Source organism: Streptomyces sp. NPDC102258, from assembly GCF_055584685.1.
Genome location: NZ_JBVJLO010000012.1, coordinates 1 through 24,943, shown reverse-complemented (window position 1 = coordinate 24,943; position 24,943 = coordinate 1). Strand labels below are relative to the sequence as shown.

Here is a 24,943-nt window from a genome sequence, read left to right as displayed (position 1 = left end):
GCGAAGTCCCGAATGAGTGACCGCACCTTGACCACGGCCCCAGCCGAGGCGTCGTCCCGCCATGTCGACGCCGGTGACGAGGGCTACAGCAAGGACCTCAAGTCCCGCCACATCAACATGATCGCCATCGGCGGGGCGATAGGCACCGGCCTGTTCCTCGGTGCGGGCGGCCGCCTCGCCGGCGCCGGCCCCTCCCTCGCCATCGCCTACGCGGTCTGCGGCGCCTTCGCCTTCTTCGTCGTCCGGGCCCTCGGCGAGCTCGTCCTGTACCGCCCGTCCTCCGGGGCCTTCGTCTCCTACGCGCGCGAGTTCATGGGGGAGAAGGGCGCCTACACGGCCGGCTGGCTCTACTTCCTCAACTGGTCCACCACCACCGTGGCCGACATCACGGCCGCCGCGACCTACGCCCACTTCTGGTCGATGTTCACCGACGTCCCCCAGTGGGTGCTCGCCTTCATCGCCCTGGCCGTGGTCCTGACCGCCAACCTGATCTCCGTGAAGTACTTCGGCGAGATGGAGTTCTGGTTCTCCCTGGTCAAGGTCGCCGCCCTGACGGCCTTCCTGATCGTCGGCATCTACCTCGTCGCCACCAGCCACGACATCGGCGGCCACACCCCGGGTCTGTCCAACATCACCGACAACGGCGGCATCTTCCCGTCCGGCGTGCTCCCGATGCTGCTGGTCATCCAGGGCGTCGTCTTCGCGTACGCCTCCGTCGAGCTCTGCGGCGTCGCCGCCGGCGAGACCGAGCACCCCGAGAAGATCATGCCCAAGGCGATCAACTCGATCATGTGGCGCGTGGGCATCTTCTACGTCGGCTCCGTGGTCCTGCTCGCCCTGCTGCTCCCGTACACCCAGTACTCCGGCGACCAGAGCCCCTTCGTCACGGTCTTCGACAAGCTCGGCGTCCCCGGCGCCGCCGGCATCATGAACCTCGTCGTGCTGACCGCCGCGCTCTCCAGCCTGAACTCCGGCCTCTACTCCACCGGCCGCATCCTGCGCTCGATGGCGATGTCCGGCTCCGCGCCCAAGTTCACCGGCGTCATGAACAAGGGCAAGGTCCCGTACGGCGGCGTGCTCTTCACCGCCGCCTTCGGGATCGCGGGCGTCGGCCTGAACTACTTCATGCCCTCCGACGCCTTCGAGATCGTGCTGAACATCGCCTCGCTGGGCATCCTCGGCACCTGGGCGATGGTCATGCTCTGCTCGCTCCACTTCTGGCGCCGGGCCCAGCAGGGCCGCGTGGAGCGCCCCTCCTACCGGCTGCCCTGGGCCCCGTACACCCAGATCGTCACGCTGGTCTTCCTCGTCACGGTCCTGGTCCTGATGTGGTGCGACGGCGGCGTCAGCCGCACCACCGTCCTCTGCGTCCCCGTCATCGGCGCGGCCCTCGTGGGCGGCTGGTTCCTCGTCCGCCGCCGCGTCGCCGAGATCGCCGCCTCCCGGCGCTGACCCCGGCCGACCGGAAAACGAGTGCGGCGCCGGTGATCCGGCGCCGCACAGGGGGCGCCGACCGCCCCGGGAAACGAAGAAGGACCCCGCCGCAGCGGGGTCCTTCTCTCTTGTGTCCGAGGGGGGACTTGAACCCCCACGCCCGATAAAGGGCACTAGCACCTCAAGCTAGCGCGTCTGCCATTCCGCCACCCGGACAAGGTGTCTGTCTCGCGTCCCTCGCGGGCCGTTCCGACGTGGAAAACATTACCAAACATTCCGGGGTCCTCGATCACACCCCCCGGTGACCGGGGATCGCCCTTGGGCGCGGCGGCCCGGAGCGGGAGGATGGGGTGGTAGCCGGTACTGATCAGTGGGAGGAAGCAGCGTGAGCGAATCGGGCGCGGGCAAGACCGTCTCCGGCCAGGACGAGGTCGTCGACCTCTGCCGGGACCTCATCCGGATCGACACCAGCAACTACGGGGACCACTCGGGCCCCGGCGAGCGCAAGGCGGCGGAGTGGGTCGCCGAGAAGCTCGCGGAGGTCGGGCTGGAACCCCAGATCTTCGAATCGCACAAGGGCCGCGCCTCGACCGTGGCCCGGATCGAGGGGGAGGACCCCTCCCGGCCCGCCCTGCTCATCCACGGGCACACCGACGTGGTCCCGGCCAACGCCGCCGACTGGACGTACGACCCCTTCTCGGGCGAGATCGCCGACGGGTGCGTGTGGGGCCGAGGCGCGGTCGACATGAAGGACATGGACGCGATGACGCTGGCCGTCGTACGCGACCGCATGCGCAGCGGGCGCAAGCCCCCCAGGGACATCGTGCTGGCCTTCCTCGCCGACGAGGAGGCGGGCGGCGTCTACGGGGCCCGGCACCTCGTGGACAAGCACCCCGGCCTCTTCGAGGGCGTCACCGAGGCGATCGGCGAGGTCGGCGGCTTCTCCTTCACCGTGAACGAGAACCTCCGCCTCTACCTCGTGGAGACCGCCCAGAAGGGCATGCACTGGATGCGGCTCACCGTGGACGGGACGGCGGGCCACGGTTCCATGACCAACAACGACAACGCGATCACCGAGCTGTGCGAGGCCGTCGGGCGGCTCGGACGCCACCAGTGGCCGGTGCGGGTGACCAAGACCGTACGGTCCTTCCTCGACGAACTCTCGGACGCCCTCGGAACCCCGCTCGACCCCGACGACATGGACGCCACCCTCGCCAAGCTCGGCGGCATCGCCAAGATGGTCGGCGCCACCCTGCGCAACTCGGCCGCCCCGACCATGCTCGGCGCCGGGTACAAGGTCAACGTCATCCCCGGCCAGGCCACGGCGCACGTCGACGGCCGCTTCCTGCCGGGCTACGAGGAGGAGTTCTTCGCCGACCTCGACCGGATCCTCGGCCCGCGCGTGCGGCGGGAGGACGTGCACGGGGACAAGGCCCTGGAGACGGACTTCGACGGGCGGCTCGTGGACGCCATGCAGGGCGCCCTGAAGGCCGAGGACCCCATCGCGCGCGCCGTCCCGTACATGCTCTCCGGCGGGACGGACGCGAAGTCCTTCGACGACCTCGGCATCCGCTGCTTCGGCTTCGCCCCGCTCCAGCTGCCGCCGGAGCTCGACTTCGCCGGGATGTTCCACGGCGTGGACGAGCGGGTGCCGGTCGACGGGCTCAAGTTCGGCGTGCGCGTACTCGACCGCTTCATCGACCACGCCTGAGGCCGGGGGAAATCGGGCAGGTGTGCGCAATCCACTGAGAAGAGTGAATGCACTCATACGCTCGTAGCCCCGGTGATCCCTCCTCGTTACAGGTGGTGCGGTCCGCGGCTGGGACCGCACTTGTCTACTAGGAGGAACAATGCTCAAGAAGGTTGTCGCCGCTGCGGCTGCTACTGGTGGTCTGGTTCTCGCGGGTGCCGGCCTCGCCGCCGCCGACGCGGGTGCTCAGGGTGCGGCCATCGGCTCCCCCGGTGTCCTGTCCGGCAACGTCGTCCAGGTTCCGGTCCACGTGCCCGTGAACGTCTGCGGCAACACGATCTCCGTGATCGGTCTGCTCAACCCGGCCTTCGGCAACACCTGCGTCAACGCCTGACGCGTCTGAAGTCCTGGCCCCGGAGCGCATTCCAGCGCTCCGGGGCCGCCGGGCTTTCCGGCCCGGAACCACGACCTTCGACGGAGCAGGCGGGGGAGCCGGTGCGGCCGGCCTGTATGTCGACCGACCCGTACACATCAGGGGACGAGTAGATGCGACGAACTGTTCAGGTCACGAGGAAAACGCTGATCACGATGGCGGCGGCGGGGGGCGTCCTCGCGCTGGGCGGTGGTTACGCGCAGGCGGCCTCCGGGGCGTCCGGGCAGGCGGTGGGCTCTCCGGGCCTGCTGTCCGGGAACAACGCGCAGGCGCCGGTGGACGTACCGGTGAACGCCTGCGGGAACTCCGTGACGGTCATCGGGGCCCTCAACCCGGCCTTCGGCAACCGCTGCGTCAACGGATCGGGCCCGGCTCAGCACCCGGGCCAGCCGGGGCATCCCGGTCAGCCCGGGCAGCCGGGGCATCCGGGCCAGCCGGGTCATCCCGGTGAGCCGGGGCACCCGGGCCAGCCAGGCCACCCCGGTCAGCCGGGCCAGGATCACCCCGGTCAGCCGGGCCAGCCGGGGCATCCCGGTCAGCCGGGTCACCCCGGGCACCCGGGCGGCGGGGACGACGAGCCCTGCGACCACGAGCCGGGACACCCCGGCAACCCGGGCACTCCCGGCGGTGTGATCCCGGGCACTCCGGTTGAGCAGAGCCCCGCCCACGGGCAGACCCCGGGCGGCCAGACCCCCGGTACGCCCGTCCAGGGCTCCGGCACCGGGGCCGTGACCCCCGTCACCCACCCCGGCCCGGCTCCCGCCACGGCCGCGCTCGCCGCCACGGGAGCCGGTGACGTCCTGACGGCCGGTGTCCCGCTCGCGGGCGGCCTGCTGCTGGCCGGCGCCGTGCTCTACCGGCGCGCCCGCAACGCCGCCTGACGGCACCCCGACGCGGGCCCCGGCCCCGGGGCCCGCGTCACCAGGTCGCCCGGACCTGGCGGATGATCCGGCGGCGCAGCCGCACCCGGCGGCTGCCGTCCCGGTACAGGGCCAGCCGGTCCAGCTCCCAGTGCCCGTACTCGGCATGGTCGGTCAGCAGGCGGGCCGCCTCCTGTCGAGAGGTCCCGCGCGGCACGTACACGTCGACAAATTCGTATTCCGGCATCGCATCTATTGTGCGGGCACGGGCCCGCTACGGATAGCGTCTGCACTATGTCTGATGCCGCTCTGCCCACTGTTGCCGAGGTACGCGCCGCCGCCGAGGCGGTCAAGGCCGCTCTCGACCGTCACCTCGCCGCGGTCGAGAGCAGGATCGGGGACGAGGACCCGGCCGTCTACGCGGCCTTCAACGAACTCGCCGCCGCCGCCGAGGAGTACGACGAGCTCCTCTACGACCGCTACGACGAGGTCACCCCCTTCGAGATCCCCACGCCCGACGACGGGGTCGCGTACACCGGCCCCGCCGAGCCCGCCGCCTTCAGCGTGCTCATCCGCCGCGACTACGCCGTCGTGGAACCGGCCCGGCTGATCGCCCAGGCCGAGCGGGTCGCCGCGCACGACCGGGACGCCGAGCTCGTCGACGACGGGGGCACCGCCGGAGCCCTCGGCGTGCTCTTCGGGGAGTACGAGCCCGACGAGATCGCCTCCCGCTACAAGGAGTTCGGGCTGGAGGAGGGCGACTCCACCCTCTGGATCGCCGCCCTGGAGGAGGTCGCGGAACCGGGGGACTGGCTCAACTCGCCCTTCGGACACATCGATCCCCAGGACGTCGTCCACCGGTTCGACGTCAGTTCCGTCTTCGACGAGGACGAGGACGAGGACGACGACGCGGACGCGGACTTCGACGACGACGAGGAGAGCGCCGCGCCGGGACTCACCCCCGCCTGAGGCGGCGTCACGGGCCGCGCCCCGGCCGACCGGTGACGGCCGGCCGGGCGCGGCCGTACCGTCAGGCGGACTGCTCCCGAGCGGCCTCCAGGGCCCGCAACAGGCCCGTCAGCCGGGTCGTGCGGGGCTTCGGCGGCACCTCGGCCACCGCGCGGGGCAGCGCCTGGTCCACCCCGTGCACCACCGACAGGTGCCGCTCGGCGCGCCCGAACGCCGTGTACACCCAGTCCCGCGACAGTGCCTCCGCCGCGTCCCCCGGCAGTACGACGACCACCGCCGGCCAGCGCGCGCCGACGGCCTGGTGCGCCGTGAGGGCCCAGCCGTGCCGCACCTGGGACTCCACCCGTTCCTTCGGTACGAGGACCCGCGCGCCCGCCGCGTCCAGGTGCAGCCCCTGCGCGTCGGCCGTCACCACCCGCGCCGGGAGCGCCCGCCCGGGCGAGGGGACGTGGACCACGAGGTCGCCGGGGTCGAAGCCGCCGAACCGGCCCGGGCCGGGGTTCAGCCGCTCCTTGAGGGCCGCGTTCAGGGCGCGGGTGCCCGCCGAGCCGCCGTGGCCGGGGGTGATGACCCGTACGGACTCCGGCGGGATCCCGAAGGCGCGCGGGACCGACTCGCAGACCAGCTGCACGGTACGGTGCACGGCCTCCCCGGCGTCGCGCACCGGGACGATGACGATCTCCTTGCCGGGGGCGTCGACCTGGTTCAGCTCCCCGATCCCGATCCCCGAGACCAGCTCGCCGAGCGGGCCGGGGTCCGGCGTGCGGGACACCACGCGGGGGCAGGCGCCGGCCGCAAGTACGTCGGCGAACACCCGCCCGGGGCCGGCCGAGCCGAGTACCCCGGGGTCGCCGGAGAGCACCAGACGGGCGCCGTCGGGCACCGACTCCACCAGGGCTGCGGCCGTCTCCACGTCCAGCTGCGGGGCGTCCAGCACGACGAGCAGGTCGAGCTCGAAGCGGCCCTCGGCGTCCCGGGCGGGGCCCTCGGTCCCCGCGAGCAGGCCGGCCACGCCGACGGCGTCCCCGGCGGGGGAGTGCGCGGCCAGGACGGCGCGCACTCCCCGCTCCCGGGCGGCCGCCAGCAGGGCCAGCGGTTCGGCGCGGGCCGCCTCGCCGCCGGTGTGGACGACCAGGCCGTGCCCGGCGACGGCCCGGATCAGCTCCGCGCCGGGGCCGGCGGCGGCCGCCGACCAGTCGGCCGCCGGGCCGGCGGTGGCGGACAGCCGGGCGAGGCCGTCGGCGAGGCTCTCCTCGGCGAGGGCGTACTCCTCCAGGCCGACGAGGATGCGCGCGGGGCGCTCGGCGGCGCCGTCGGCGTCCTCTGTGTCGGCGGCGTGGGCGGTCGCCTCCTCGCCTTCGAGGGGTTCGTGGAACACCAGCACCGCGCCGTCCCCGATGGCCGCCTCCAGGGCTTCGGCGGGGGCCGGTACGCCGTACTGGGCGAGGGCCTTCTCCAGGACCGGGGCCTCCAGCGCGGTGTGCCCCTTGAGGGCGGCCTGGGCGAGCAGCCAGCCCAGCAGGGCCGCGCCGCGGCGGCCGTCGGCGGGGCCGGCGTCGGGGCCCAGGAGGGCCTGCGCGAAGCCGTCCGCCTGCGTCGGGCGTACGCCGGGGACCGCGAGCAGCAGCCAGGGGTCCTCGGCGAGCCGCCGGGCCGCGTCCGCGCCGAGGGCGGTGGTGGCGGGTGCGGCCAGGGCCTCCGGGGCGCCGCCGCGGGCGAGCAGGGTCCGTACTGCGGCGGTGTCCTCGGCGGAGGGGGCCGGCGCGGCGGGTGCCTGGGGTGCGGTGGGGCGGGGGGCCGGGGGAGCGGGGGCCGCCTTGCGGGGGGCCGGGGCCTCGTCGAAGAACACCGGCGGCTTGGCGCCGCCCTCCACGGCCCGTACGGCGGCCAGCAGGTCGGCCGCTCGGCCGCTGAGCTTGGCGCCGGCGTCGACGGGGGCCTCCCGCTCCGCCTTGCGCCGCGCGATCCGCTCCCGCTCGATCCGCTGCGCCGCCAGCTCGGCCTGCGCCTCGCTCAGTCCGGCCGCCGCCTCGGTGCCGCCCTCGGGTGTGGCCTGGGCGCCACCGTCGGCCTCCGCGGAGGCGGTGGGGTCCGGCTCGGGGGTGTCGGCGGCCGGGGCGGACCCTGCGGGGCTTTCCCCCACCCCGCCCCTTCCCGAAACCGAGGGCTCCGCCCCCGGCCCCCCCTCCCCGGCTCCGCCGGGCCCCGAGCCCTCGCCGTCGGCCTGGAGGGCCGCGGCTGCGCCCACGCCAGAGGCGGGCTCATCGGCCCCGGCCGGGGTGTCGGCTCCGCCGGACCCGTCGCCGTCGGCCGGGACGTCCGTGGCCTCGTCCGCACCGCCGGCTGTGCCGGAGGCGGGCTGGTCGGCCGCGGCCGGGGTGTCGGCTTCGCCGGTCGCCGTGCCGTTGTCGTCGGCCGGGAGGTTCGGGGCTACGCCCACATCACGGGCCGCGCCGGAGGCGGGCTCGTCGGACCCCATCCCGTCGCCGTCGGCGGGGATGTCCGTGGCTTCGCCCGCACCACCGCCCGCGCCGGAGGCGGCGTCGTCGGCCGCGGCCGGGGTGTCAGCTTCGTCGGTCGCCGTCGCGTTGTCGTCGGCCAGGAGGTCCGCGCCACCGCCCTCGCTAGAGGCGGGCTCATCGGCCCCGGCCGGGGTGTCGGCTCCGCCGGACCCGTCGCCGTGGGCCGGGACGTCCGTGGCTTCGCCCGCACCGCCGCCCTCGTCGGAGGCGGCCTCGTCGGCCGCGGCCGGGGTGTCGGCTCCGCCCGTGCCGGAGGCGGGTTCGTCGGGCTCGGTCGGGGTGGTGGGTTCCGGTTCCGGGAGGGACGGGGCGGTGGGGGACTCCGGGGTGGGGCCGTCGGGGGGCGTTGCGGGGTCGGCGGGGGCCTCGGGGTCCGTGCTCACAGGGTGCTCCAGTCCTGGTCGGGGTAGCGGTGCACGGGCGCCGACACGTCGTCCAGCGCCCGGCGGATCTCCTCCGGAAGGGTAAGCGCCTCCACCGACAGCGCCGCCCCGAGCTGCGCCGACGTCCGCGCGCCCACGATGGGGGCGGCCACCCCCGGCCGGTCGCGGACCCAGGCGAGCGCCACCTGGAGCGGGGTGACCGACAGGCCCTGCGCCGCCGTCACCACCGCTTCCACGATCCGCCCGGCCGCCTCGTTCAGGTAGGGCTCCACGAAGGCGGACAGGGTCTGCGACGCACCCCGGGAATCCGCCGGGGTGCCGCCGCGGTACTTGCCCGTCAGCACCCCCCGCCCCAGCGGCGAGGACGGCAGCAGCCCGACCCCCAGGTCCCGCGCGGCCGGCAGCACCTCCCGCTCCACGCCCCGCTGGAGCAGCGAGTACTCCATCTGCGTCGAGGCCAGCCGGCACCGCACCCCCGGCGCGGCCAGCTGCCAGGTCGCCGCCTTCGCCAGCTGCCAGCCGCTGAAGTCGGTGACCCCCGCGTACCGGGCCCGGCCGCTGCTCACCGCCAGGTCCACCGCCTGGAGCGTCTCCTCCAGCGGGGTGTGCGGGTCGAAGGCGTGCAACTGCCAGAGGTCCACGTAATCGGTGCCCAGCCGGCCCAGGGAGTCGTCGAGCGCGGCCAGCAGGTGCCCCCGTGAGCCGTTGAACCGCCGGCCGGGATCCGCCACCCCGCCCGCCTTGGTCGCGATGACCAGGTCCCGGCGCGGTACGAGGGAGCCCACCAGCCGTCCCAGGAGGTACTCCGCCTCCCCGCCGCCGTACACGTCGGCGGTGTCGACGAGGGTTCCGCCCGCGTTCCAGAACGTCTTCAACTGCTCGGCGGCGGCTTCCTCGCCGGTGTCACGGCCCCAGGTCAGGGTGCCGAGGCCGATCCGGGAGACGCGCAGTCCGGTGCGGCCGAGATGCCTCTGCTCCATGAGCGCTGAGACTACTGGGGCACTGACGCGGGGCGGCCGGGCGCGCTACAGTCCCCCGCAGACAGACGTTACCGATCGGTAGACAGGCACTTCGTAAGGGGACGACACCATGCGGCTCGGCATCAATCTCGGCTACTGGGGCGCGGGCATGGACGCCGACAACCTCGCCGTCGCCCAGGAGGCCGACCGCCTCGGCTACGACGTCTGCTGGGCGGCCGAGGCCTACGGTTCCGACGCGGCCACCGTGCTCGCCTGGGTCGCCGCCCAGACGGAGCGCATCGACGTCGGCTCGGCGATCTTCCAGATCCCGGCCCGCCAGCCCGCCATGACGGCGATGACCGCCGCCACCCTGGACTCCCTCACCAAGGGCCGCTTCCGGCTCGGCCTAGGCGTCTCCGGCCCGCAGGTCTCCGAGGGCTGGTACGGGGTGAAGTTCGACAAGCCCCTCGCGCGGACCCGCGAGTACGTGGAGATCGTCCGCAGGGCGATGAGCCGCGAGCGCCTCTCGTACGACGGCGCGCACTGGACCCTTCCGCTGCCCGGCGGCCCCGGCAAGCCGCTCAAGCTGACCGTGCACCCCGAGCGCGAGCACATCCCGCTCTACATCGCCGCGATCGGACCCAAGAACCTCGAACAGACCGGCGAGATCGCCGACGGCGCCCTGCTGATCTTCCCGGCCGCCGAGCACCTGGAGGAGACGGCCCTGCGCCACATCCGGGCGGGCCGCGAGAAGGCCGGGCTGACGATGGACGGCTTCGACGTCTGCCCGACCGTGCCGCTGGCCGTCGGCGAGGACGTGACCGCCCTCGCGGACATGTTCCGCCCGTACACCGCCCTCTACGTCGGCGGGATGGGCAGCCCGAAGCAGAACTTCTACAACCAGCTCGCCCAGCGCATGGGCTACGAGAGGGAGGCCGCCGAGATCCAGGCCAAGTACCTGGGCGGCGACAAGGAGGGCGCGGCCGCGGCGGTGCCGCACTCGCTGATCGACTCGACCACCCTGCTGGGCTCCGTGGAGCGGATCGCGGACGGGATGCGGGCCTACGCCGACGCCGGTGTCACCACCCTCACCCTCGCCCCGGCCGGCTTCACCCGGGAGGAGCGCCTCGCCGCCCTCCGCGCCGGCACCGAGGCCCTCGCCCTGGCGGGCCTGGCCTGAGGCCCCTGGCCGGCCTGGCCTGAGGCTCCCGGGCCGGCCTGGCCCGAGGCGCCCGCCGGACGGAGTCCGGCGCAGCCGCCCGAAGCCCGTGAGGCTCCCCGGGGCCGAGCAGTGCGAGGGCGGCGTTCAGGAGGAGAGGTCTGCGGCCGTGGTGGGGGCTCGGGGGGTCTTCCCCGCCACGGCCGACACAGCCAACAACGCGCGGCGCGCCCCCGGGGTTACGCCCCCCGCCGTCCCCGTCCGGGTCGTTCATTCGGCCGAACGGGGGCGGCCCCTCGGTTGCCCGTCCGGCGGATCCGCCTTTGACTCGTGGCATGCTCTCTGCCCGCAGCCTGTTCCAGGAGATCGTCGGCCACGACGACTCCTTCCAGCTGTTCTGTTCCATCGCCGCCAGCGGGGAGTCCCAGGGCGGCTGGGAGAACGCCAGGATCGCCGCCCTCGTCCCCTACGGCATGCGCGACCTCGCCCCCAAGATCACCCGGCACGGCGCCGACGAGGACAAGCACGGCCGGATCTTCCGCGCCCTGCTGCGCAACCGCGGCCTCGCCCCCGTCCCCGTCCCGCCCGAGACCGACTACACCATGCTGCTGGAGCGCCGCGGCATCGGCCTCGCCCACGACAAGCTGCGCCGCGAGGAGCCGCTCACCGAGCGGGACATCGTCGTCTACCTCGCCCACAGCCGGGTCACCGAACAGCGGGCCTCCGAGCAGATGGTCATGCTGACGCGCCACTTCGGCGCCCACCCCGAGCTCGGCAAGGCCGTCCGCATGATCAGCAACGACGAGGACAACCACCTCGCCTACTGCCACGAGGAGCTGCTGCGCCTGGCCCGGCGGGGCCACGGCCCGGCCATCCAGCGCGTGCTGCGCGAGAGCGCGCTCGCCGAGATCGCCGTCTACCGCGAGGTGAGCCTCGCCGTCATGGACCACATGGGCCGGCTGCTGGGCTGGCCCGCCGCCAAGGCCGCCGCCCTGGCCGCCGGGATCCGCGGCGTGTACGCGTACGAGCGCTTCAGCGGCTGGCACCGCATGGTGCGCCTGCGCCGGCCGGAGCGGACGGGCGCGCTGGACGGCGTACCCACCGCGCCCGCGCCCGAGTACGCGTAAGCGGCCCCGAGGGGGCTACAGCCAGCCGCGCCGCTTGAACAAGCGGTGCAGGCCCGCGCACACGGCCACCATCAGCACCAGCACCGCCGGGTAGCCCCAGGTCTGCCGCAGCTCCGGCATGTGGTCGAAGTTCATGCCGTAGATGCCCGCCACCATCGTCGGGACGGCCGCCATCGCCGCCCAGGCGGAGATCTTGCGCATGTCGTCGTTCTGCCGGACGCCCATCTGCGCCAGGTGCGCCGACAGCGCGTCCGACAGCAGCCGGTCCAGGCCCTCGATGTACTCGTTGGCCTTCGTCAGGTGGTCGGCGACGTCCCGGAAGAACGGCTGGGCGTGCCGGTGCACGAAGGGCACCTGCCCGAACGCCAGCCGGTCCATCGGCTGGAGCAGCGGGCTGCTCGCCCGGCGGAACTCCAGCACCTGCCGCTTGAAGCCGTAGATCCGCGCGGCCGTGTTCTTGGAGGAGTCCGAGGCGTTCGGCGCGAACACCTCCGCCTCCAGCTCCTCCAGGTCCGCCTGGAGCTCGGCGGCCACCTCGATGTAGTGGTCCACCACCGCGTCGGACACCGCGTACAGCACCGCCGTCGGGCCGTGCCGCAGCACGTCCGGGTCCTGCTCCAGGCGGTGCCGTACGGCGGTCAGCGCGGCCCCCTCGCCGTGCCGGACCGTGACCACGAAGGAATCGCCGATGAAGACCATCAGCTCGCCGGTGGTCACCGTGTCCTTGTCGTCGTCGTACATCACCGGCTTGAGGACCACGAACAGCGAATCGTCGTACACCTCCAGCTTGGGCCGCTGGTGCGCCGTCAGCGCGTCCTCCACCGCCAGCTCGTGCAGCCCGAACTCCCGGCTGACGTGGGCGAACTCCTGCTCCGTCGGTTCGTGCATGCCCACCCACACGAACGCGTCGCCCGAGGCCCGCGCCTCGGCGAGGGCGTCCGAGAAGTCCTCGGGCGCATCGGAGCGGCGGCCGTCCCGGTACATCGCGCAGTCCACAATCACGCAGCGCATTCTCCCTGGGCCGGGGCCCGCCCGCACACCCGCGCCACCGCATAGGCTGCTTCCATGGCCATGCTGATCCTCGTACGACACGGGCGGTCCACCGCCAACACCGCGGGCGTGCTCGCCGGATGGACTCCGGGCGTGGGCCTGGACGAGCACGGCGCGGCCCAGGCCGCCGCCCTGCCCGGCCGGCTCGACGGGCTGCCGCTGGCGGCCGCCGTCACCAGCCCGCTCCAGCGCTGCCGCGAGACCCTCGCCCCGCTGCTCGCCGCCCGCCCGGAGCTGCCCCTGCACACCGACGAGCGCATGGGCGAGTGCCACTACGGCGACTGGTCCGGCCGCAAGCTCTCCGAACTCGCCGGCGAACCCCTCATGAAGATCGTCCAGCAGCATCCCTCGGCCGCCGCCTTCCCCGGCGGCGAGTCCATGCGGGCCATGCAGGCCCGCGCCGTGGACGCCGTACGCGAATGGAACGAGCGGATCGAGCGGGACCACGGCGCCGACGCCGTCTTCCTCATGTGCTCTCACGGCGACATCATCAAGTCCCTCGTCGCCGACGCCCTCGGCATGCACCTGGACCTCTTCCAGCGGGTGCACGCCGACCCCTGCTCGGTCACCGCCATCCGCTACACCCCCACCCGGCCCTTCCTGCTGCGCCTCGGCGACACCGGTGACCTCGCGCCGCTGATCCCCCGGGCGGCCCCCTCCCCGGACACCCCCACCGAGGACGGCGGCAACGCCGTCGTGGGGGGCGGCGCGGGCGCGGCCTGATCGAACGGCGCAGTAGGGTGGCAGGGCGCCCCCGGGCGCGCGTCGCCCCGCCCTGCCCTGCCTCAGACTTGGAGACCGGTCGTGCCCCGTCAGGTGTTCCTTTACGACCCGCCGGACCGCTTCGTGGCCGGCACGGTCGGTCTGCCTGGACGCCGTACGTTCTTCCTGCAGGCCTCCTCGGGTCCCCGGGTCACCAGCGTCTCCCTGGAGAAGACCCAGGTCGCCGCGCTCGCCGAGCGGATGGACGAACTGCTGGACGAGGTCGTGCGCCGCACCGGCGGCAACGCGCCCGTCCCCGCCGTCGCCTCCACCGAGGCCGCCGACACCGCCCCCCTCGACGTGCCCGTCGAGGAGGAGTTCCGCGTCGGCACGATGGCGCTCGCCTGGGACGGTGAGGAGCAGCGGATGATCGTCGAGGCCCAGGCACTCGTCGAACTCGACGCCGGCTCCGAGGAGGACCTCGCCGAGGCCGAGGAGCGGCTCCTCCAGGACGAGGAGAACGGCCCGCCGATGCTGCGGGTCCGGCTCTCCGGCGCCCAGGCCCGCGCCTTCGCCAAGCGGGCCCTCGACGTGGTCAACGCGGGGCGCCCGCCGTGCCCGCTGTGCAGCCTGCCCCTGGACCCGGAGGGGCACGTCTGCCCCCGCCAGAACGGGTACCGGCGCCAGGCGTGACCCCCGTGACCGAGATCGAGGAACTGCTCACCCGCGGCGAGCTCACCGTCCGCGGCCGCATCGCCGAGGCCTCCAACGCCGTCCTGCTCTGCACGGTGGCGTACGAGGGCACCAGCGCGGACTGCGTCTACAAGCCGGTCCGGGGCGAACGGCCGCTGTGGGACTTCCCCGACGGCAACCTCGCCCGCCGCGAGCGCGCCGCCTACCTGGTCTCCGAGGCCACCGGCTGGGGCCTGGTCCCGACGACGGTGCTGCGGGAGGGTCCGTACGGCGAGGGCATGGTCCAGCACTGGATCGACGCCGGAGAAACGCCGGAGTCCGGGCTGCTCGCGCTGGTCGAGGGCGAGGAGGCCGGGGAGGGCTGGAAGCCGGTCGCCCTCGCCGAGGTGGGGGAGGGCCGCACCGCCCTGCTCGTGCACGCCGACGACCTCCGGCTGCGGCGCCTCGCCGTCCTGGACGCGGTGATCAACAACGGCGACCGCAAGGGCGGCCACCTGCTGCCCGCCCCCGACGGCCGGCTCTACGGCATCGACCACGGGGTGACCTTCCACACCGAGGACAAGCTGCGCACCCTGCTGTGGGGCTGGGCCGGGGAGCCGCTGACCGAGGAGGCCCGGCGGGTGCTGGGCTCCCTGGCGGCGGAGCTGGCCGACGGGGCCCCGCTCGCCACCCGGCTGGGCGAACTCATCACCCCGGTCGAGCTGGCCGCCGTACGGGCCCGGGTGGCCCAGTTGCTGCGCGAGGGGACGCACCCGAAGCCGTCCGGGGAGTGGCCGGCGATCCCCTGGCCACCGGTCTGACCGGCGGTGACGGGCAGGGCACAGTTCCGGCCAGACCGCAAGAGCGGTGATCAGGCCAAGAGTGCTGCTCCGGTTCGTTTCCGGAACACTCGTCCGGTTAGGCTCGACGCATGCATGCCTGGCCCGCTTCTGAGGTCCCCGCCCTGCCCGGCAAGGGCCGCGACCTCCAGATCCACGACACCGCGACCCAGGGGACGATCACCCTCGACCCCGGTCCCGTCGCCCGTATCTATGTCTGCGGGATCACCCCGTACGACGCGACCCACATCGGTCACGCGGCGACCTACAACGCGTTCGACCTCGTGCAGCGCGTGTGGCTCGACAACAAGCGGCAGGTTCACTACGTCCAGAACGTCACGGACGTGGACGACCCGCTCCTGGAGCGGGCCCTGCGGGACGGACACGACTGGACCGAGCTCGCGGAGCGCGAGACGGCCCTGTTCCGCGAGGACATGACCGCCCTGCGGATGCTGCCGCCGCAGCACTACATCGGCGCCGTCGAGGCCATACCCGGCATCGTGCCGCTGGTCGAGCGGCTGCGCGACGCGGGCGCCGCGTACGACCTGGACGGCGACGTCTACTTCTCCGTGGAGTCCGACCCGAACTTCGGCGGGGTCTCGCACCTCGACGCCCGGGCGATGCGGGCGCTGTCCGCGGAGCGCGGCGGCGACCCGGAGCGGCCGGGCAAGAAGAACCCCCTGGACCCGATGCTGTGGATGGCCGCGCGGCCGGGCGAGCCGAGCTGGGACGGCGGCTCGCTGGGCCGCGGCCGGCCGGGCTGGCACATCGAGTGCGTGGCCATCGCCCTGGACCACCTGGGCATGGGCTTCGACATCCAGGGCGGCGGCTCCGACCTGGTCTTCCCGCACCACGAGATGGGCGCCTCGCACGCGCAGGTCCTGACGGGCGAGTTCCCGATGGCCAAGGCGTACGTCCACGCGGGCATGGTCGCGCTGCACGGCGAGAAGATGTCGAAGTCCAAGGGCAACCTGGTCTTCGTCTCGGCGCTGCGGCGGGCCGGCGTGGACCCGGCGGCGATCCGGCTGGCGCTGCTGGCCCACCACTACCGGGCCGACTGGGAGTGGACGGACGCCGTCCTCGCCGAGGCCGTGGCCCGGCTGGAGCGGTGGCGGGCGGCCGTGTCCCGGCCGGACGGAGTGCCGGCGGAGGCGCTGGTCGAGGAGGTCCGCGAGGCCCTCTCCCGGGACCTGGACGCGCCGGCCGCGCTGGCGGCCGTCGACCGGTGGGTCGAGCGGCAGCTGGTCTCCGACGACACCGACGAGTCGGCCCCCGGCCTGGTCTCCCGCACGGTCGACGCCCTGCTGGGCGTGGCCCTGTAACCCCGCCGCCCCGGCGGCCGATGCCCCTGCCCTCCCGGGCGGGGGCATCACCCTTTTCTCCGCCCCGGAAATCCAGCCTCGTCGGCGTCTGAGGCGCGGGGTCCGGGGCGGAGCCCCGGTTCGGGAAGGGGCGGGGTGGGGGAAGGCCCCGCGCAGCGGCAGCCCCGCCCGGCTACGCCTCCGGGGGCGTGTCGTCCTCCTCCGGCGGGGGCGGCTCCTCGCCCGAGAGGTCCGGCTTGCGCTTCGGGGGACGGGGGAGTCCCCCGGTGGTGTCGCGGAGGTAGGAGCCGTCGCCCGGCTCGGCGGCCGGCCCCGCCGAGGGGTCCCGCCGCCGCAGGTACCGCTCGAACTCCCGCGCGATCGCGTCCCCCGACGCCTCCGGCAGATCCGCGGTGTCCCGCGCCTCCTCCAGCGTCTGCACGTACTCCGCCACCTCGGAGTCCTCGGCGGCCAGTTGGTCCACGCCCACCTGCCAGGCCCGCGCGTCCTCGGGCAGCTCGCCCAGCGGGATCCGGAGGTCGATCAGGTCCTCCAGCCGGTTCAGCAGCGCCAGCGTCGCCTTCGGGTTCGGCGGCTGCGACACGTAGTGCGGCACCGCCGCCCACAGCGACACCGCCGGCATTCCCGCGTGCGTACAGGCCTCCTGCAGGACGCCCACGATCCCGGTCGGACCCTCGTACTTCGTCTCCTCCAGGTCCATCGTCCGCGCGAGGTCCGCGTCCGAGGTCACCCCGCTCACCGGTACCGGCCGGGTGTGCGGGGTGTCGCCGAGCAGCGCGCCCAGGATGACCACCATCTCCACGCCCAGCTCGACGGCGAAGCCGAGGATCTCCTCGCAGAACGACCGCCACCGCATGGACGGTTCGATGCCCCGCACCAGCACCAGGTCGCGCGGCTTCGCACCGCCGATCCGGACGACCGACAGCCGTGTCGTCGGCCAGGTGATCTTCCTTACCCCGTTGTCCAGCCACACCGTCGGCCGGTTGACCTGGAAGTCGTAGTAGTCCTCGGCGTCCAGTGCCGCGAAGACCTCGCCCTTCCACTCCCGGTCCAGATGCGCCACCGCACCGGAGGCGGCGTCACCCGCGTCGTTCCAGCCCTCGAACGCGGCCACCATGACCGGGTCGATCAGCTCGGGCACGCCCTCAAGCTCGATCACCCAGGTCTCCTTCCGAAGTTCCCTTGCGTACGTGGGCCAGCCTAAGCCTTGATGAGGCACCGGCCACAGCCCACGACGGAGGGGCGGTTCCCCTCGGAACCGCCCCTCTTCCCCACCTGCGCAAGAGCTATGCCTTGCGGCTCAGCATCTCCTCGACCCGGGCCCGTACGGCCTCGTCGTCCAGGCCGCGGACCGTCACCGTGGTACGGCGGCGCAGCACGTCGTCGACCGTCTCGGCCCACTCGTGGTCCCGGGCGTAGGCGACCTGCGCCCAGATCTCGGGACCGTCCGGGTGGATCCGCTCGGCCAGCGCCGGGTCCTCGTTCGCCAGGCGGGCGATGTCGAAGGCCAGCGAGCCGTAGTGCGAGGCCAGGTGACGGGCCGTCAGCGGGTCCATCCGGGTACCGGGCTCGCGGTCCACGAGCAGGCGGTGCGCGACGGCGTTCGGGTTGGCGACACCGGGCAGCGGGACCCGGCGCACCAGCGACTTCACCGGCTCCATGTCGTCGGTCAGCGGGCTGCCGGGCAGCTTCGCCAGCTTGTCCATGACCACGCGGCCGATGTGCCGGTACGTGGTCCACTTGCCGCCGGCCACCGACAGCATGCCGCCCGCGCCCTCGGAGACGACCGTCTCGCGCTTGGCCTTCTCGACCCCGCCGGGGCCGCCGGGCAGCACCCGCAGGCCGGCGAAGGCGTACGTCATCAGGGAGCGGTCCAGGTCGGCGTCCTTCACCGAGAAGGCCGCCTCGTCCAGGATCTGCTGGATGTCGGACTCGGTGGCGCGCACGTCCGCCGGGTCGCCCTCGTAGACCTCGTCGGTCGTACCGAGGAGCAGCTGGTCCTCCCACGGCAGGGCGAAGGTGATGCGGTACTTGTCGATCGGGGTGGCCATGGCGGCCTTCCACGGCGACTTGCGCTTCATCACGATGTGCGCGCCCTTGGACAGGCGGATCGACGGCATCGCGTGCTTGTCTTCCATGCGCCGCAGGTGGTCCACCCACGGGCCGGTGGCGTTGAGCACGACGCGTGCGTCGACCCCGAACTCGGTGCCGTCGAGGCGGTCCTTGAGCTCGGCGCCGCTGACCCGGCCGCGCGTCATGCGCAGACCGGTGACCTCGGCGTGGTTCAGGACGACCGCGCCCGACTCGACGGCCGCGCGGACCGTCATGACGGCGACGCGGGAGTCGTTCATCTGGTGGTCGTAGTAGACCGCGACGGCCTTCAGGTTGTCCGTCTTCAGGCCCGGGTTGTCGGCGACGGCGCGGGCCGGCGAGATGACCTTGCCTATGCCGTCGCCGAAGGCCGAGAGCGCCGAGTACGCGAACACGCCCGCGCCCAGCTTCGCCGCGCCGACCGGACCGCCCTTGTACACGGGCAGGTAGAAGGTCAGCGGGTTCACCAGGTGCGGGGCCACGTCCTTGGCCAGCACCCGGCGCTCGTGGTGGTTCTCGGCGACCAGCTTGACCGCGCCGGTCTGCAGGTAACGCAAGCCCCCGTGGACGAGCTTGGAGGAGGCGGAGGAGGTGGCGCCGGCGAAGTCGCCGGCGTCCACCATGGCAACCCGCAGACCCGACTGCGCGGCGTGCCAGGCCACCGAGGTGCCCAGGATCCCACCGCCGATGACCAGCAGGTCGTACGTGGCCTTCGCCAGCTGCTCACGGGTCTCGGCGCGGCTCGCGGGGGAACCGGCGGTCGGGTGCGAACCCAGGGCGGGAACGCTCTGCAGGCTGCTCATATCTCTTGCTCCTCGTCGATTCGTCAGCCGGTGCGGTCAGCTGGCGTCTTCGTCGTCGACCCAGCTCATGGACCGCTCCACGGCCTTGAGCCAGCTCTTGTACTCGCGGTCCCGCTGCTCGGCGGGCATCCGCGGGGTCCACTCCGCCGCGCGGCGCCAGTTGGCGCGCAGGGCGTCGGTGTCGGGCCAGAAGCCGACGGCCAGGCCGGCGGCGTAGGCGGCGCCGAGGCAGGTGGTCTCGGCGACCATCGGGCGCACCACGGGGGCGTCCAGGAAGTCCGAGAGCGTCTGCATCAGCAGGTTGTTGGAGGTCATGCCGCCGTCGACCTTGAGGGCGGCGAGCTCGACGCCCGAGTCCTTGGTCATGGCGTCGGTGATCTCGCGGGTCTGCCAGGCGGTGGCCTCCAGGACGGCACGGGCGATGTGCGCCTTGGTGACGTACCGGGTCAGGCCGGCGATCACACCGCGGGCGTCGGAGCGCCAGTACGGGGCGAACAGACCGGAGAAGGCGGGCACGAAGTAGGCGCCGCCGTTGTCCTCGACGGAGGAGGCCAGCGTCTCGATCTCGGCCGCGGACTTGATCAGGCCCATCTGGTCGCGCATCCACTGGACGAGCGAGCCGGTGACGGCGATGGAGCCCTCCAGCGCGTAGACCGGCTTCTCGTCGCCGATCTTGTAGCCGACCGTGGTCAGCAGGCCGCTGTAGGAGTTGATGACCTTGTCGCCGGTGTTCATCAGCATGAACGTGCCGGTGCCGTACGTGGACTTCGCCTCGCCCTCGGCGAAACAGGTCTGGCCGAACAGGGCGGCCTGCTGGTCGCCGAGCGCCGAGGCGACCGGGACACCGGCGAGGACGCCGTCCTTGACGTGGCCGTAGACCTCGGCGGAGGACTTGATCTCCGGGAGGATGTCGAGCGGCACCTTCATGGACTCGGCGATCTTCTCGTCCCAGGCCAGGGTGCGCAGGTTCATCAGCATGGTGCGCGAGGCGTTCGTGACGTCGGTGACGTGCACGCCGCCCTGGGCGCCGCCGGTGAGGTTCCAGATGACCCAGGAGTCCATGGTGCCGAAGAGGATGTCCCCGGCGGCGGCGCGCTCGCGCAGGCCCTCGACGTGGTCGAGCAGCCAGCGGGCCTTCGGGCCGGCGAAGTAGCTCGCCAGCGGCAGGCCGGTCTCGCGGCGGAAGCGGTCCTGGCCGACGTTGCGGCCGAGCTCCTTGCACAGGGCGTCGGTGCGGGTGTCCTGCCAGACCAGCGCGTTGTGCACCGGCTCGCCGGTGTTCTTGTCCCACAGGACGGTGGTCTCGCGCTGGTTGGTGATGCCGACCGCCTTGACGTCGGCGGCGGTGATCTCGGCCTTGGCGATGGCGCCGGCGACGACCTCCTGGACGTTGGTCCAGATCTCGGTGGCGTCGTGCTCGACCCAGCCCGGCTTCGGGAAGATCTGCTCGTGCTCCTTCTGGTCGACGGCGACGATGCGCCCGTCGCGGTCGAAGACGATGCAGCGGGAGGAGGTGGTGCCCTGGTCGATCGCGGCGATGAAGGGGCCGGTGCTGGTGGTCATGGTGTCTGCTCCTGGCAGGTCTGGTGAGTCGGCGGAATCAGGAGGGCGGTGCGGATCTCGCGATCCTTCCGGTGCTGATCAGGCGAACGCGATGTTGTACAGACCTCCGGCGAGGGCGGCACCGGCGAGCGGGCCGACGACCGGGATCCAGGAGTACCCCCAGTCCGAACCGCCCTTGTTGGGCAGCGGGAGCAGGGCGTGCACGATGCGCGGACCGAGGTCGCGCACCGGGTTGATGGCGTAGCCGGTCGGACCGCCCAGCGAGAGGCCGATGCCGACGACCACGAACGAGGTGATCAGGACGCCTATGACACCGAGCCCCTTGCCGTCGTCCTGGAGGCCCTGGGTCAGGATGGCCAGGACCAGGACGGCGGTGCCGATGATCTCGGTCGCGAGGTTCTGCACGACATTACGGATCTCGGGGCCGGTGGAGAAGATCCCGAGCACCGGGCCGGCCGTGTCGTGGGGGTGCGGGTCCTCGGGGCCGAGCTTGGCGTCGCGGATGTGCTCCGGGTCGGACAGGTGCGCGAGGAACTGGCCGTAGTACGTGATCCACATCAGCACCGCGCCGATCATGGCGCCGAGCAGCTGGCCCGCGAGGTAGACCGGTACGTCGCCCCACTCGCCGGTCTTCACGGCGATGCCGACGGTGACCGCCGGGTTGAGGTGCGCGCCGGAGAGCGGTGCGGAGACGTAGGCGGCGATCAGGACGGCGAAACCCCAGCCGAAGGTGATCGCGAGCCAGCCCGCGTTGCGGGCCTTGGAGCTCTTGAGCGTGACGGCGGCGCAGACGCCACCACCGAGCAGTGTGAGCAGGGCGGTACCGATGGTCTCGCCGATGAAGATGTCGGAGCTGGACACCCGCGACTCCTTTGTCTTACGTCCAGGGGTGGGCGGACACCGGGTCCCTCCGGCGGTCCACCGCACTCGGTGAGTGCTGCACCGGTCCATGGCCTCGCCATACCCTAACGCGTATTGCCGGTAGGTGTTCGACAATGCCGACCGATGAACGGCAGTTTTCCGCCTGGGTGAAGAACGCGTCAAGGCCTGGCCAGGTCAAAGAACCGGATCGTTACCGCGCGGTGGGATCGACCACATCCAGCCACCGACTGATCGATAAAAGACAAAATCCACCCAAAGTGGCGCGGGTGGCGGCCACCGGGTGGATCGAATCGATCAGGTCAAGCTCAGAACCGGCCCGCCCCGAGGTCGCGTGAAACCGACCTTGCGCAGTCCCGTACGGAGGCCACCAGCGCCGCGTGCGGCTCGCCCGAGGTGCCGCAGACCCGCTCCACGGCCCCCGCCACCGCCACGGCCCCCACCGGCATCCGGCGCCGGTCGTGGATCGGCGCAGCCACCGAGGCGATGCCCTCCCACGTCTCCTCGACGTCGGCGGCCCAGCCGCGCGCCCGGGTGAGGTCCAGGATCTCCTCGAAGCCGGCCGCGTCCGTGACCGTACGGGGCGTGAACGCCTCCCGCTCCACCTCGACCACCTGGGTGTGCGCCACCGGGTCGTACGCCGACAGCACCTTGCCCAGCGCCGTGGAGTGCAGCGGCTGCATCGCCCCCACCTCCAGCACTTGACGGCTGTCGTCCGGGCGGAACACGTGGTGCATGATCAGCACCCCGCTCTTGTGCAGGACCCCCACGTACACGCTCTCGCCGCTGGCCCGCGCCAGGTCGTCCGTCCACACCAGCGCCCGGGCGCGCAGCTCGTGCACGTCCAGATAGCTGTTGCCCAGCCGCAGCAGCTCTGCGCCCAGCTGGTAGCGGCCCGAGGCCGGGTCCTGCTCCACGAAGCCCTCGGCCTGCAGGGTGCGCAGGATCCCGTGCGCCGTGCCCTTGGCCAGGCCCAGGGAGGACGCCACGTCCGAGAGGCCCAGCCGGCGTTCCCCGCCCGCCAGGAGCCGCAGCATCGCAGCGGCTCGTTCGAGCGACTGGATGTTCCGTGCCATCGCGCAGCCTCCTGCTGACGTAGTTCGACAATGCTGAACAGTATCGGCCCATGTCGACCTTGTGCAGCGTTGGGCGGTTCCCGGAGCGGCGCACCGCGCCGCTCACCCGTACGGCCCCCCGCGCACAGAATGCAGTCCGCCACGTGGGACGCCCTCACCGGGGCAGCAGCCGCGCGGTTACGCTGACCGCGTGCACCCTTGACACAGAGGGGGTGCAAAGCCGACAGCCGTCGCATCCCAGGGAGCTCAACCATGGCCTCGTTGCCGAACCCGCCCGCAGACACCCAGACCAGGGCCGATGCCCTCCGTGAGGCGCTCGCGACCCGTGTGGTCGTCGCCGACGGGGCGATGGGGACCATGCTCCAGGCGCAGGACCCCACGATGGAGGACTTCCAGCAGCTGGAGGGCTGCAACGAGGTCCTGAACGTCACCCGTCCGGACATCGTGCGCTCGGTCCACGAGGCGTACTACTCCGTGGGCGTGGACTGCGTCGAGACCAACACCTTCGGCGCGAACTTCGCGGCGCTGGCCGAGTACGACATCCCGGAACGCAACTTCGAGCTGTCCGAGGCCGGGGCGCGGATCGCCCGCGAGGTCGCGGACGAGTTCACGGCGTCCACGGGGCAGCAGCGCTGGGTGCTGGGCTCGATCGGGCCGGGCACCAAGCTGCCGACCCTCGGCCACATCACGTACGCGCAGATCCGTGACGCCTACCAGATCAACGCCGAGGGCCTGATCTCCGGCGGCGCCGACGCCCTGCTGGTGGAGACCACCCAGGACCTCCTCCAGACGAAGTCCTCGGTCATCGGCGCCCGGCGCGCCATGGAAGCCCTGGGGGTCAGCGTCCCGCTGATCTGCTCCGTGACCGTGGAGACCACCGGCACGATGCTGCTGGGTTCGGAGATCGGTGCGGCGCTGACGGCGTTGGAGCCGTTGGGGATCGACATGATCGGGCTGAACTGCGCGACGGGTCCGGCGGAGATGAGCGAGCACCTGCGCTACCTCGCCCGCCATGCCCGAATTCCGCTCTCCTGCATGCCGAACGCGGGTCTGCCGGTGCTGACGAAGCAGGGCGCGCACTATCCGTTGTCGGCTCCGGAGCTGGCGGACGCGCAGGAGACGTTCGTGCGCGAGTACGGGCTGTCGCTGGTGGGTGGCTGCTGTGGGACGACGCCGGAGCATCTGCGGCAGGTGGTGGAGCGGGTCCGTGGCACGGGGATCACGGGCCGCAGTCCGCAGCCGGAGCCGGGTGCCGCCTCGCTGTATCAGACGGTGCCGTTCCGGCAGGACACCGCGTACATGGCGATCGGTGAGCGGACGAACGCGAACGGGTCGAAGAAGTTCCGTGAGGCGATGCTGGAGGCCCGCTGGGACGACTGTGTGGAGATGGCCCGCGACCAGATCCGTGAGGGCGCGCACATGCTCGACCTGTGCGTGGACTACGTCGGCCGTGACGGTGTCGCCGACATGAAGGAGCTGGCCGGCCGTTTCGCGACCGCTTCCACCCTGCCGATCGTCCTGGACTCCACCGAGGTCCCCGTCATCCAGGCGGGTCTGGAGAAGCTCGGCGGGCGCGCCGTCATCAACTCGGTGAACTACGAGGATGGTGACGGGCCGGAGTCGCGTTTCGCGAAGGTGACGGGGCTGGCGCGGGAGCACGGTGCGGCGCTGATCGCGCTGACCATCGACGAGGAGGGCCAGGCCCGCACGGTCGGGCACAAGGTGGCCATCGCGGAGCGGCTGATCGCGGATCTGACAGGGAACTGGGGGATCCGGGAGTCGGACATCCTCATCGACACGTTGACGTTCACGATCTGCACCGGCCAGGAGGAGTCCCGCAAGGACGGCATCGCCACGATCGAGGCGATCCGCGAGCTCAAGCGCCGTCACCCGGACGTGCAGACCACGCTGGGCCTGTCGAACATTTCCTTCGGCCTGAACCCGGCCGCCCGTGTCCTGCTGAACTCCGTCTTCTTGGACGAGTGTGTGAAGGCGGGGCTGGATTCGGCGATCGTGCACGCGTCGAAGATCCTGCCGATCGCCCGGTTCGACGAGGAGCAGGTCACCACCGCCCTGGATCTGATCTACGACCGGCGTGAGGGTGATTACGACCCGCTGCAGAAGCTGATGGCGCTGTTCGAGGGCGTCAACACCAAGTCGTTGAAGGCCGGGCGGGCCGAGGAGCTGCTGGCGCTGCCGCTGGACGAGCGTCTTCAGCGGCGCATCATCGACGGTGAGAAGAACGGTCTGGAGAGGGATCTGGACGAGGCGCTGGCGTCGCGGCCGGCTTTGGACATCGTCAACGACACGCTGCTGGAGGGCATGAAGGTCGTCGGTGAGCTGTTCGGTTCGGGTCAGATGCAGCTGCCGTTCGTGTTGCAGTCGGCGGAGGTGATGAAGACGGCGGTGG

Annotated in this window: 21 protein-coding genes and 1 tRNA gene; 12 read left to right on the top strand and 10 right to left on the bottom strand. The window is 72.5% G+C overall.

From position 1 onward, the window contains the following. Positions 1 to 12 precede the first annotated feature (12 nt). Positions 13 to 1,452, top strand: a complete 1,440-nt coding sequence (locus ACZ6ZT_RS20970; RefSeq protein ID WP_469721087.1) for an amino acid permease — start codon at positions 13 to 15, stop codon at positions 1,450 to 1,452. 113 nt (positions 1,453 to 1,565) lie between these two features. On the opposite strand, the gene ACZ6ZT_RS20965 is transcribed toward ACZ6ZT_RS20970, so the two are convergent. After that, positions 1,566 to 1,650: transfer RNA gene (locus ACZ6ZT_RS20965), tRNA-Leu, on the bottom strand. Positions 1,651 to 1,819: 169 nt separating this feature from the next. Between ACZ6ZT_RS20965 and ACZ6ZT_RS20960 the strand changes: the two genes are divergently transcribed. The 3 genes from ACZ6ZT_RS20960 to ACZ6ZT_RS20950 all read left to right on the top strand — a co-directional run bounded on the left by ACZ6ZT_RS20960 (position 1,820) and on the right by ACZ6ZT_RS20950 (position 4,438). After that, the gene (locus tag ACZ6ZT_RS20960; RefSeq protein ID WP_469721085.1) at positions 1,820 to 3,145 is read left to right on the top strand and encodes a M20/M25/M40 family metallo-hydrolase; all 1,326 of its coding nucleotides are present in this window, start codon (positions 1,820 to 1,822) and stop codon (positions 3,143 to 3,145) included. Between the two features lie 139 nt (positions 3,146 to 3,284). Beyond that, positions 3,285 to 3,518, top strand: coding sequence for a chaplin ChpH (gene chpH, locus ACZ6ZT_RS20955; protein WP_030238980.1), 234 nt, complete (start codon positions 3,285 to 3,287; stop codon positions 3,516 to 3,518). Positions 3,519 to 3,670: 152 nt separating this feature from the next. Further along, a complete protein-coding gene (locus ACZ6ZT_RS20950) occupies positions 3,671 to 4,438 on the top strand; it encodes a chaplin (RefSeq protein WP_469721083.1) in 768 nt (255 codons plus the stop codon). 37 nt (positions 4,439 to 4,475) lie between these two features. Here ACZ6ZT_RS20950 and ACZ6ZT_RS20945 read toward each other — a convergent pair whose 3' ends face one another. Further along, complete coding sequence (locus ACZ6ZT_RS20945) at positions 4,476 to 4,664, bottom strand: DUF5703 family protein (RefSeq protein ID WP_469721081.1); 189 nt, start codon at positions 4,662 to 4,664, stop codon at positions 4,476 to 4,478. 47 nt (positions 4,665 to 4,711) lie between these two features. Between ACZ6ZT_RS20945 and ACZ6ZT_RS20940 the strand changes: the two genes are divergently transcribed. Beyond that, a complete protein-coding gene (locus tag ACZ6ZT_RS20940) occupies positions 4,712 to 5,386 on the top strand; it encodes a hypothetical protein (RefSeq protein WP_469721079.1) in 675 nt (224 codons plus the stop codon). A 61-nt stretch (positions 5,387 to 5,447) separates the two neighbouring features. On the opposite strand, the gene ACZ6ZT_RS20935 is transcribed toward ACZ6ZT_RS20940, so the two are convergent. Next, the gene (locus ACZ6ZT_RS20935; RefSeq protein WP_469721406.1) at positions 5,448 to 7,865 is read right to left on the bottom strand and encodes an ATP-binding domain-containing protein; all 2,418 of its coding nucleotides are present in this window, start codon (positions 7,863 to 7,865) and stop codon (positions 5,448 to 5,450) included. A 422-nt stretch (positions 7,866 to 8,287) separates the two neighbouring features. Further along, complete coding sequence (locus ACZ6ZT_RS20930) at positions 8,288 to 9,271, bottom strand: aldo/keto reductase (RefSeq protein WP_469721077.1); 984 nt, start codon at positions 9,269 to 9,271, stop codon at positions 8,288 to 8,290. Positions 9,272 to 9,380: 109 nt separating this feature from the next. On the opposite strand from ACZ6ZT_RS20930, the gene ACZ6ZT_RS20925 reads away from it, so the two are divergent. Together ACZ6ZT_RS20925 and ACZ6ZT_RS20920 are read left to right on the top strand one after the other, a co-directional pair. Then, a complete protein-coding gene (locus ACZ6ZT_RS20925) occupies positions 9,381 to 10,430 on the top strand; it encodes an LLM class F420-dependent oxidoreductase (protein WP_469721075.1) in 1,050 nt (349 codons plus the stop codon). Positions 10,431 to 10,744: 314 nt separating this feature from the next. Beyond that, on the top strand, positions 10,745 to 11,536 hold the full coding sequence (locus ACZ6ZT_RS20920) for a ferritin-like domain-containing protein (protein ID WP_469721073.1): 792 nt from the start codon (positions 10,745 to 10,747) through the stop codon (positions 11,534 to 11,536). A 15-nt stretch (positions 11,537 to 11,551) separates the two neighbouring features. Here the strand turns inward: ACZ6ZT_RS20920 and corA are convergent, their stop codons facing one another. Beyond that, positions 11,552 to 12,547 (bottom strand): magnesium/cobalt transporter CorA, encoded by a 996-nt coding sequence (gene corA, locus ACZ6ZT_RS20915; protein ID WP_469721071.1) that lies wholly within the window; start codon positions 12,545 to 12,547, stop codon positions 11,552 to 11,554. 54 nt (positions 12,548 to 12,601) lie between these two features. Here corA and ACZ6ZT_RS20910 point away from each other — a divergent pair, with 54 nt between their 5' ends. The 4 genes from ACZ6ZT_RS20910 to mshC all read left to right on the top strand — a co-directional run bounded on the left by ACZ6ZT_RS20910 (position 12,602) and on the right by mshC (position 16,121). Further along, on the top strand, positions 12,602 to 13,309 hold the full coding sequence (locus ACZ6ZT_RS20910; protein ID WP_469721069.1) for a histidine phosphatase family protein: 708 nt from the start codon (positions 12,602 to 12,604) through the stop codon (positions 13,307 to 13,309). Between the two features lie 81 nt (positions 13,310 to 13,390). After that, positions 13,391 to 13,981, top strand: a complete 591-nt coding sequence (locus ACZ6ZT_RS20905; RefSeq protein WP_469721067.1) for a DUF3090 domain-containing protein — start codon at positions 13,391 to 13,393, stop codon at positions 13,979 to 13,981. Positions 13,982 to 13,986: 5 nt separating this feature from the next. Further along, positions 13,987 to 14,781: an SCO1664 family protein gene (locus ACZ6ZT_RS20900; protein ID WP_469721065.1), complete on the top strand. Its 795-nt coding sequence runs from the start codon at positions 13,987 to 13,989 to the stop codon at positions 14,779 to 14,781. Between the two features lie 110 nt (positions 14,782 to 14,891). Continuing rightward, complete coding sequence (gene mshC, locus ACZ6ZT_RS20895; RefSeq protein WP_469721064.1) at positions 14,892 to 16,121, top strand: cysteine--1-D-myo-inosityl 2-amino-2-deoxy-alpha-D-glucopyranoside ligase; 1,230 nt, start codon at positions 14,892 to 14,894, stop codon at positions 16,119 to 16,121. 172 nt (positions 16,122 to 16,293) lie between these two features. On the opposite strand, the gene ACZ6ZT_RS20890 is transcribed toward mshC, so the two are convergent. The 5 genes from ACZ6ZT_RS20890 to ACZ6ZT_RS20870 all read right to left on the bottom strand — a co-directional run bounded on the left by ACZ6ZT_RS20890 (position 16,294) and on the right by ACZ6ZT_RS20870 (position 22,533). Continuing rightward, the gene (locus ACZ6ZT_RS20890; protein WP_469721063.1) at positions 16,294 to 17,280 is read right to left on the bottom strand and encodes a PAC2 family protein; all 987 of its coding nucleotides are present in this window, start codon (positions 17,278 to 17,280) and stop codon (positions 16,294 to 16,296) included. Positions 17,281 to 17,407: 127 nt separating this feature from the next. After that, positions 17,408 to 19,015 (bottom strand): glycerol-3-phosphate dehydrogenase/oxidase, encoded by a 1,608-nt coding sequence (locus ACZ6ZT_RS20885; protein WP_469721061.1) that lies wholly within the window; start codon positions 19,013 to 19,015, stop codon positions 17,408 to 17,410. Positions 19,016 to 19,051: 36 nt separating this feature from the next. Next, entirely contained in the window at positions 19,052 to 20,578 is a 1,527-nt protein-coding gene (gene glpK, locus ACZ6ZT_RS20880; RefSeq protein WP_469721059.1) for a glycerol kinase GlpK, read from the bottom strand. Positions 20,579 to 20,656: 78 nt separating this feature from the next. Then, the gene (locus ACZ6ZT_RS20875; protein ID WP_469721058.1) at positions 20,657 to 21,439 is read right to left on the bottom strand and encodes an MIP/aquaporin family protein; all 783 of its coding nucleotides are present in this window, start codon (positions 21,437 to 21,439) and stop codon (positions 20,657 to 20,659) included. A gap of 326 nt (positions 21,440 to 21,765) precedes the next feature. Further along, positions 21,766 to 22,533: an IclR family transcriptional regulator gene (locus tag ACZ6ZT_RS20870; RefSeq protein WP_469721056.1), complete on the bottom strand. Its 768-nt coding sequence runs from the start codon at positions 22,531 to 22,533 to the stop codon at positions 21,766 to 21,768. A gap of 252 nt (positions 22,534 to 22,785) precedes the next feature. On the opposite strand from ACZ6ZT_RS20870, the gene ACZ6ZT_RS20865 reads away from it, so the two are divergent. After that, a partial coding sequence (locus ACZ6ZT_RS20865; RefSeq protein ID WP_469721055.1) for a homocysteine S-methyltransferase family protein occupies positions 22,786 to 24,943 on the top strand: 2,158 nt, incomplete at its 3' end.

Excerpts from the sequence above, each read along its gene's own strand:
- corA (WP_469721071.1), bottom strand. The coding sequence starts at position 12,547 with ATGCGCTGCGTGATTGTGGACTGCGCGATGTACCGGGACGGCCGCCGC.
- mshC (WP_469721064.1), top strand. The coding sequence starts at position 14,892 with ATGCATGCCTGGCCCGCTTCTGAGGTCCCCGCCCTGCCCGGCAAGGGC.
- ACZ6ZT_RS20930 (WP_469721077.1), bottom strand. The coding sequence starts at position 9,271 with ATGGAGCAGAGGCATCTCGGCCGCACCGGACTGCGCGTCTCCCGGATC.
- ACZ6ZT_RS20885 (WP_469721061.1), bottom strand. The coding sequence starts at position 19,015 with ATGAGCAGCCTGCAGAGCGTTCCCGCCCTGGGTTCGCACCCGACCGCC.
- ACZ6ZT_RS20945 (WP_469721081.1), bottom strand. The coding sequence starts at position 4,664 with ATGCCGGAATACGAATTTGTCGACGTGTACGTGCCGCGCGGGACCTCT.
- chpH (WP_030238980.1), top strand. The coding sequence starts at position 3,285 with ATGCTCAAGAAGGTTGTCGCCGCTGCGGCTGCTACTGGTGGTCTGGTT.
- ACZ6ZT_RS20950 (WP_469721083.1), top strand. The coding sequence starts at position 3,671 with ATGCGACGAACTGTTCAGGTCACGAGGAAAACGCTGATCACGATGGCG.
- ACZ6ZT_RS20870 (WP_469721056.1), bottom strand. The coding sequence starts at position 22,533 with ATGGCACGGAACATCCAGTCGCTCGAACGAGCCGCTGCGATGCTGCGG.
- glpK (WP_469721059.1), bottom strand. The coding sequence starts at position 20,578 with ATGACCACCAGCACCGGCCCCTTCATCGCCGCGATCGACCAGGGCACC.
- ACZ6ZT_RS20910 (WP_469721069.1), top strand. The coding sequence starts at position 12,602 with ATGGCCATGCTGATCCTCGTACGACACGGGCGGTCCACCGCCAACACC.
- ACZ6ZT_RS20925 (WP_469721075.1), top strand. The coding sequence starts at position 9,381 with ATGCGGCTCGGCATCAATCTCGGCTACTGGGGCGCGGGCATGGACGCC.
- ACZ6ZT_RS20920 (WP_469721073.1), top strand. The coding sequence starts at position 10,745 with ATGCTCTCTGCCCGCAGCCTGTTCCAGGAGATCGTCGGCCACGACGAC.
- ACZ6ZT_RS20970 (WP_469721087.1), top strand. The coding sequence starts at position 13 with ATGAGTGACCGCACCTTGACCACGGCCCCAGCCGAGGCGTCGTCCCGC.
- ACZ6ZT_RS20940 (WP_469721079.1), top strand. The coding sequence starts at position 4,712 with ATGTCTGATGCCGCTCTGCCCACTGTTGCCGAGGTACGCGCCGCCGCC.
- ACZ6ZT_RS20935 (WP_469721406.1), bottom strand. The coding sequence starts at position 7,865 with ATGGGGTCCGACGAGCCCGCCTCCGGCGCGGCCCGTGATGTGGGCGTA.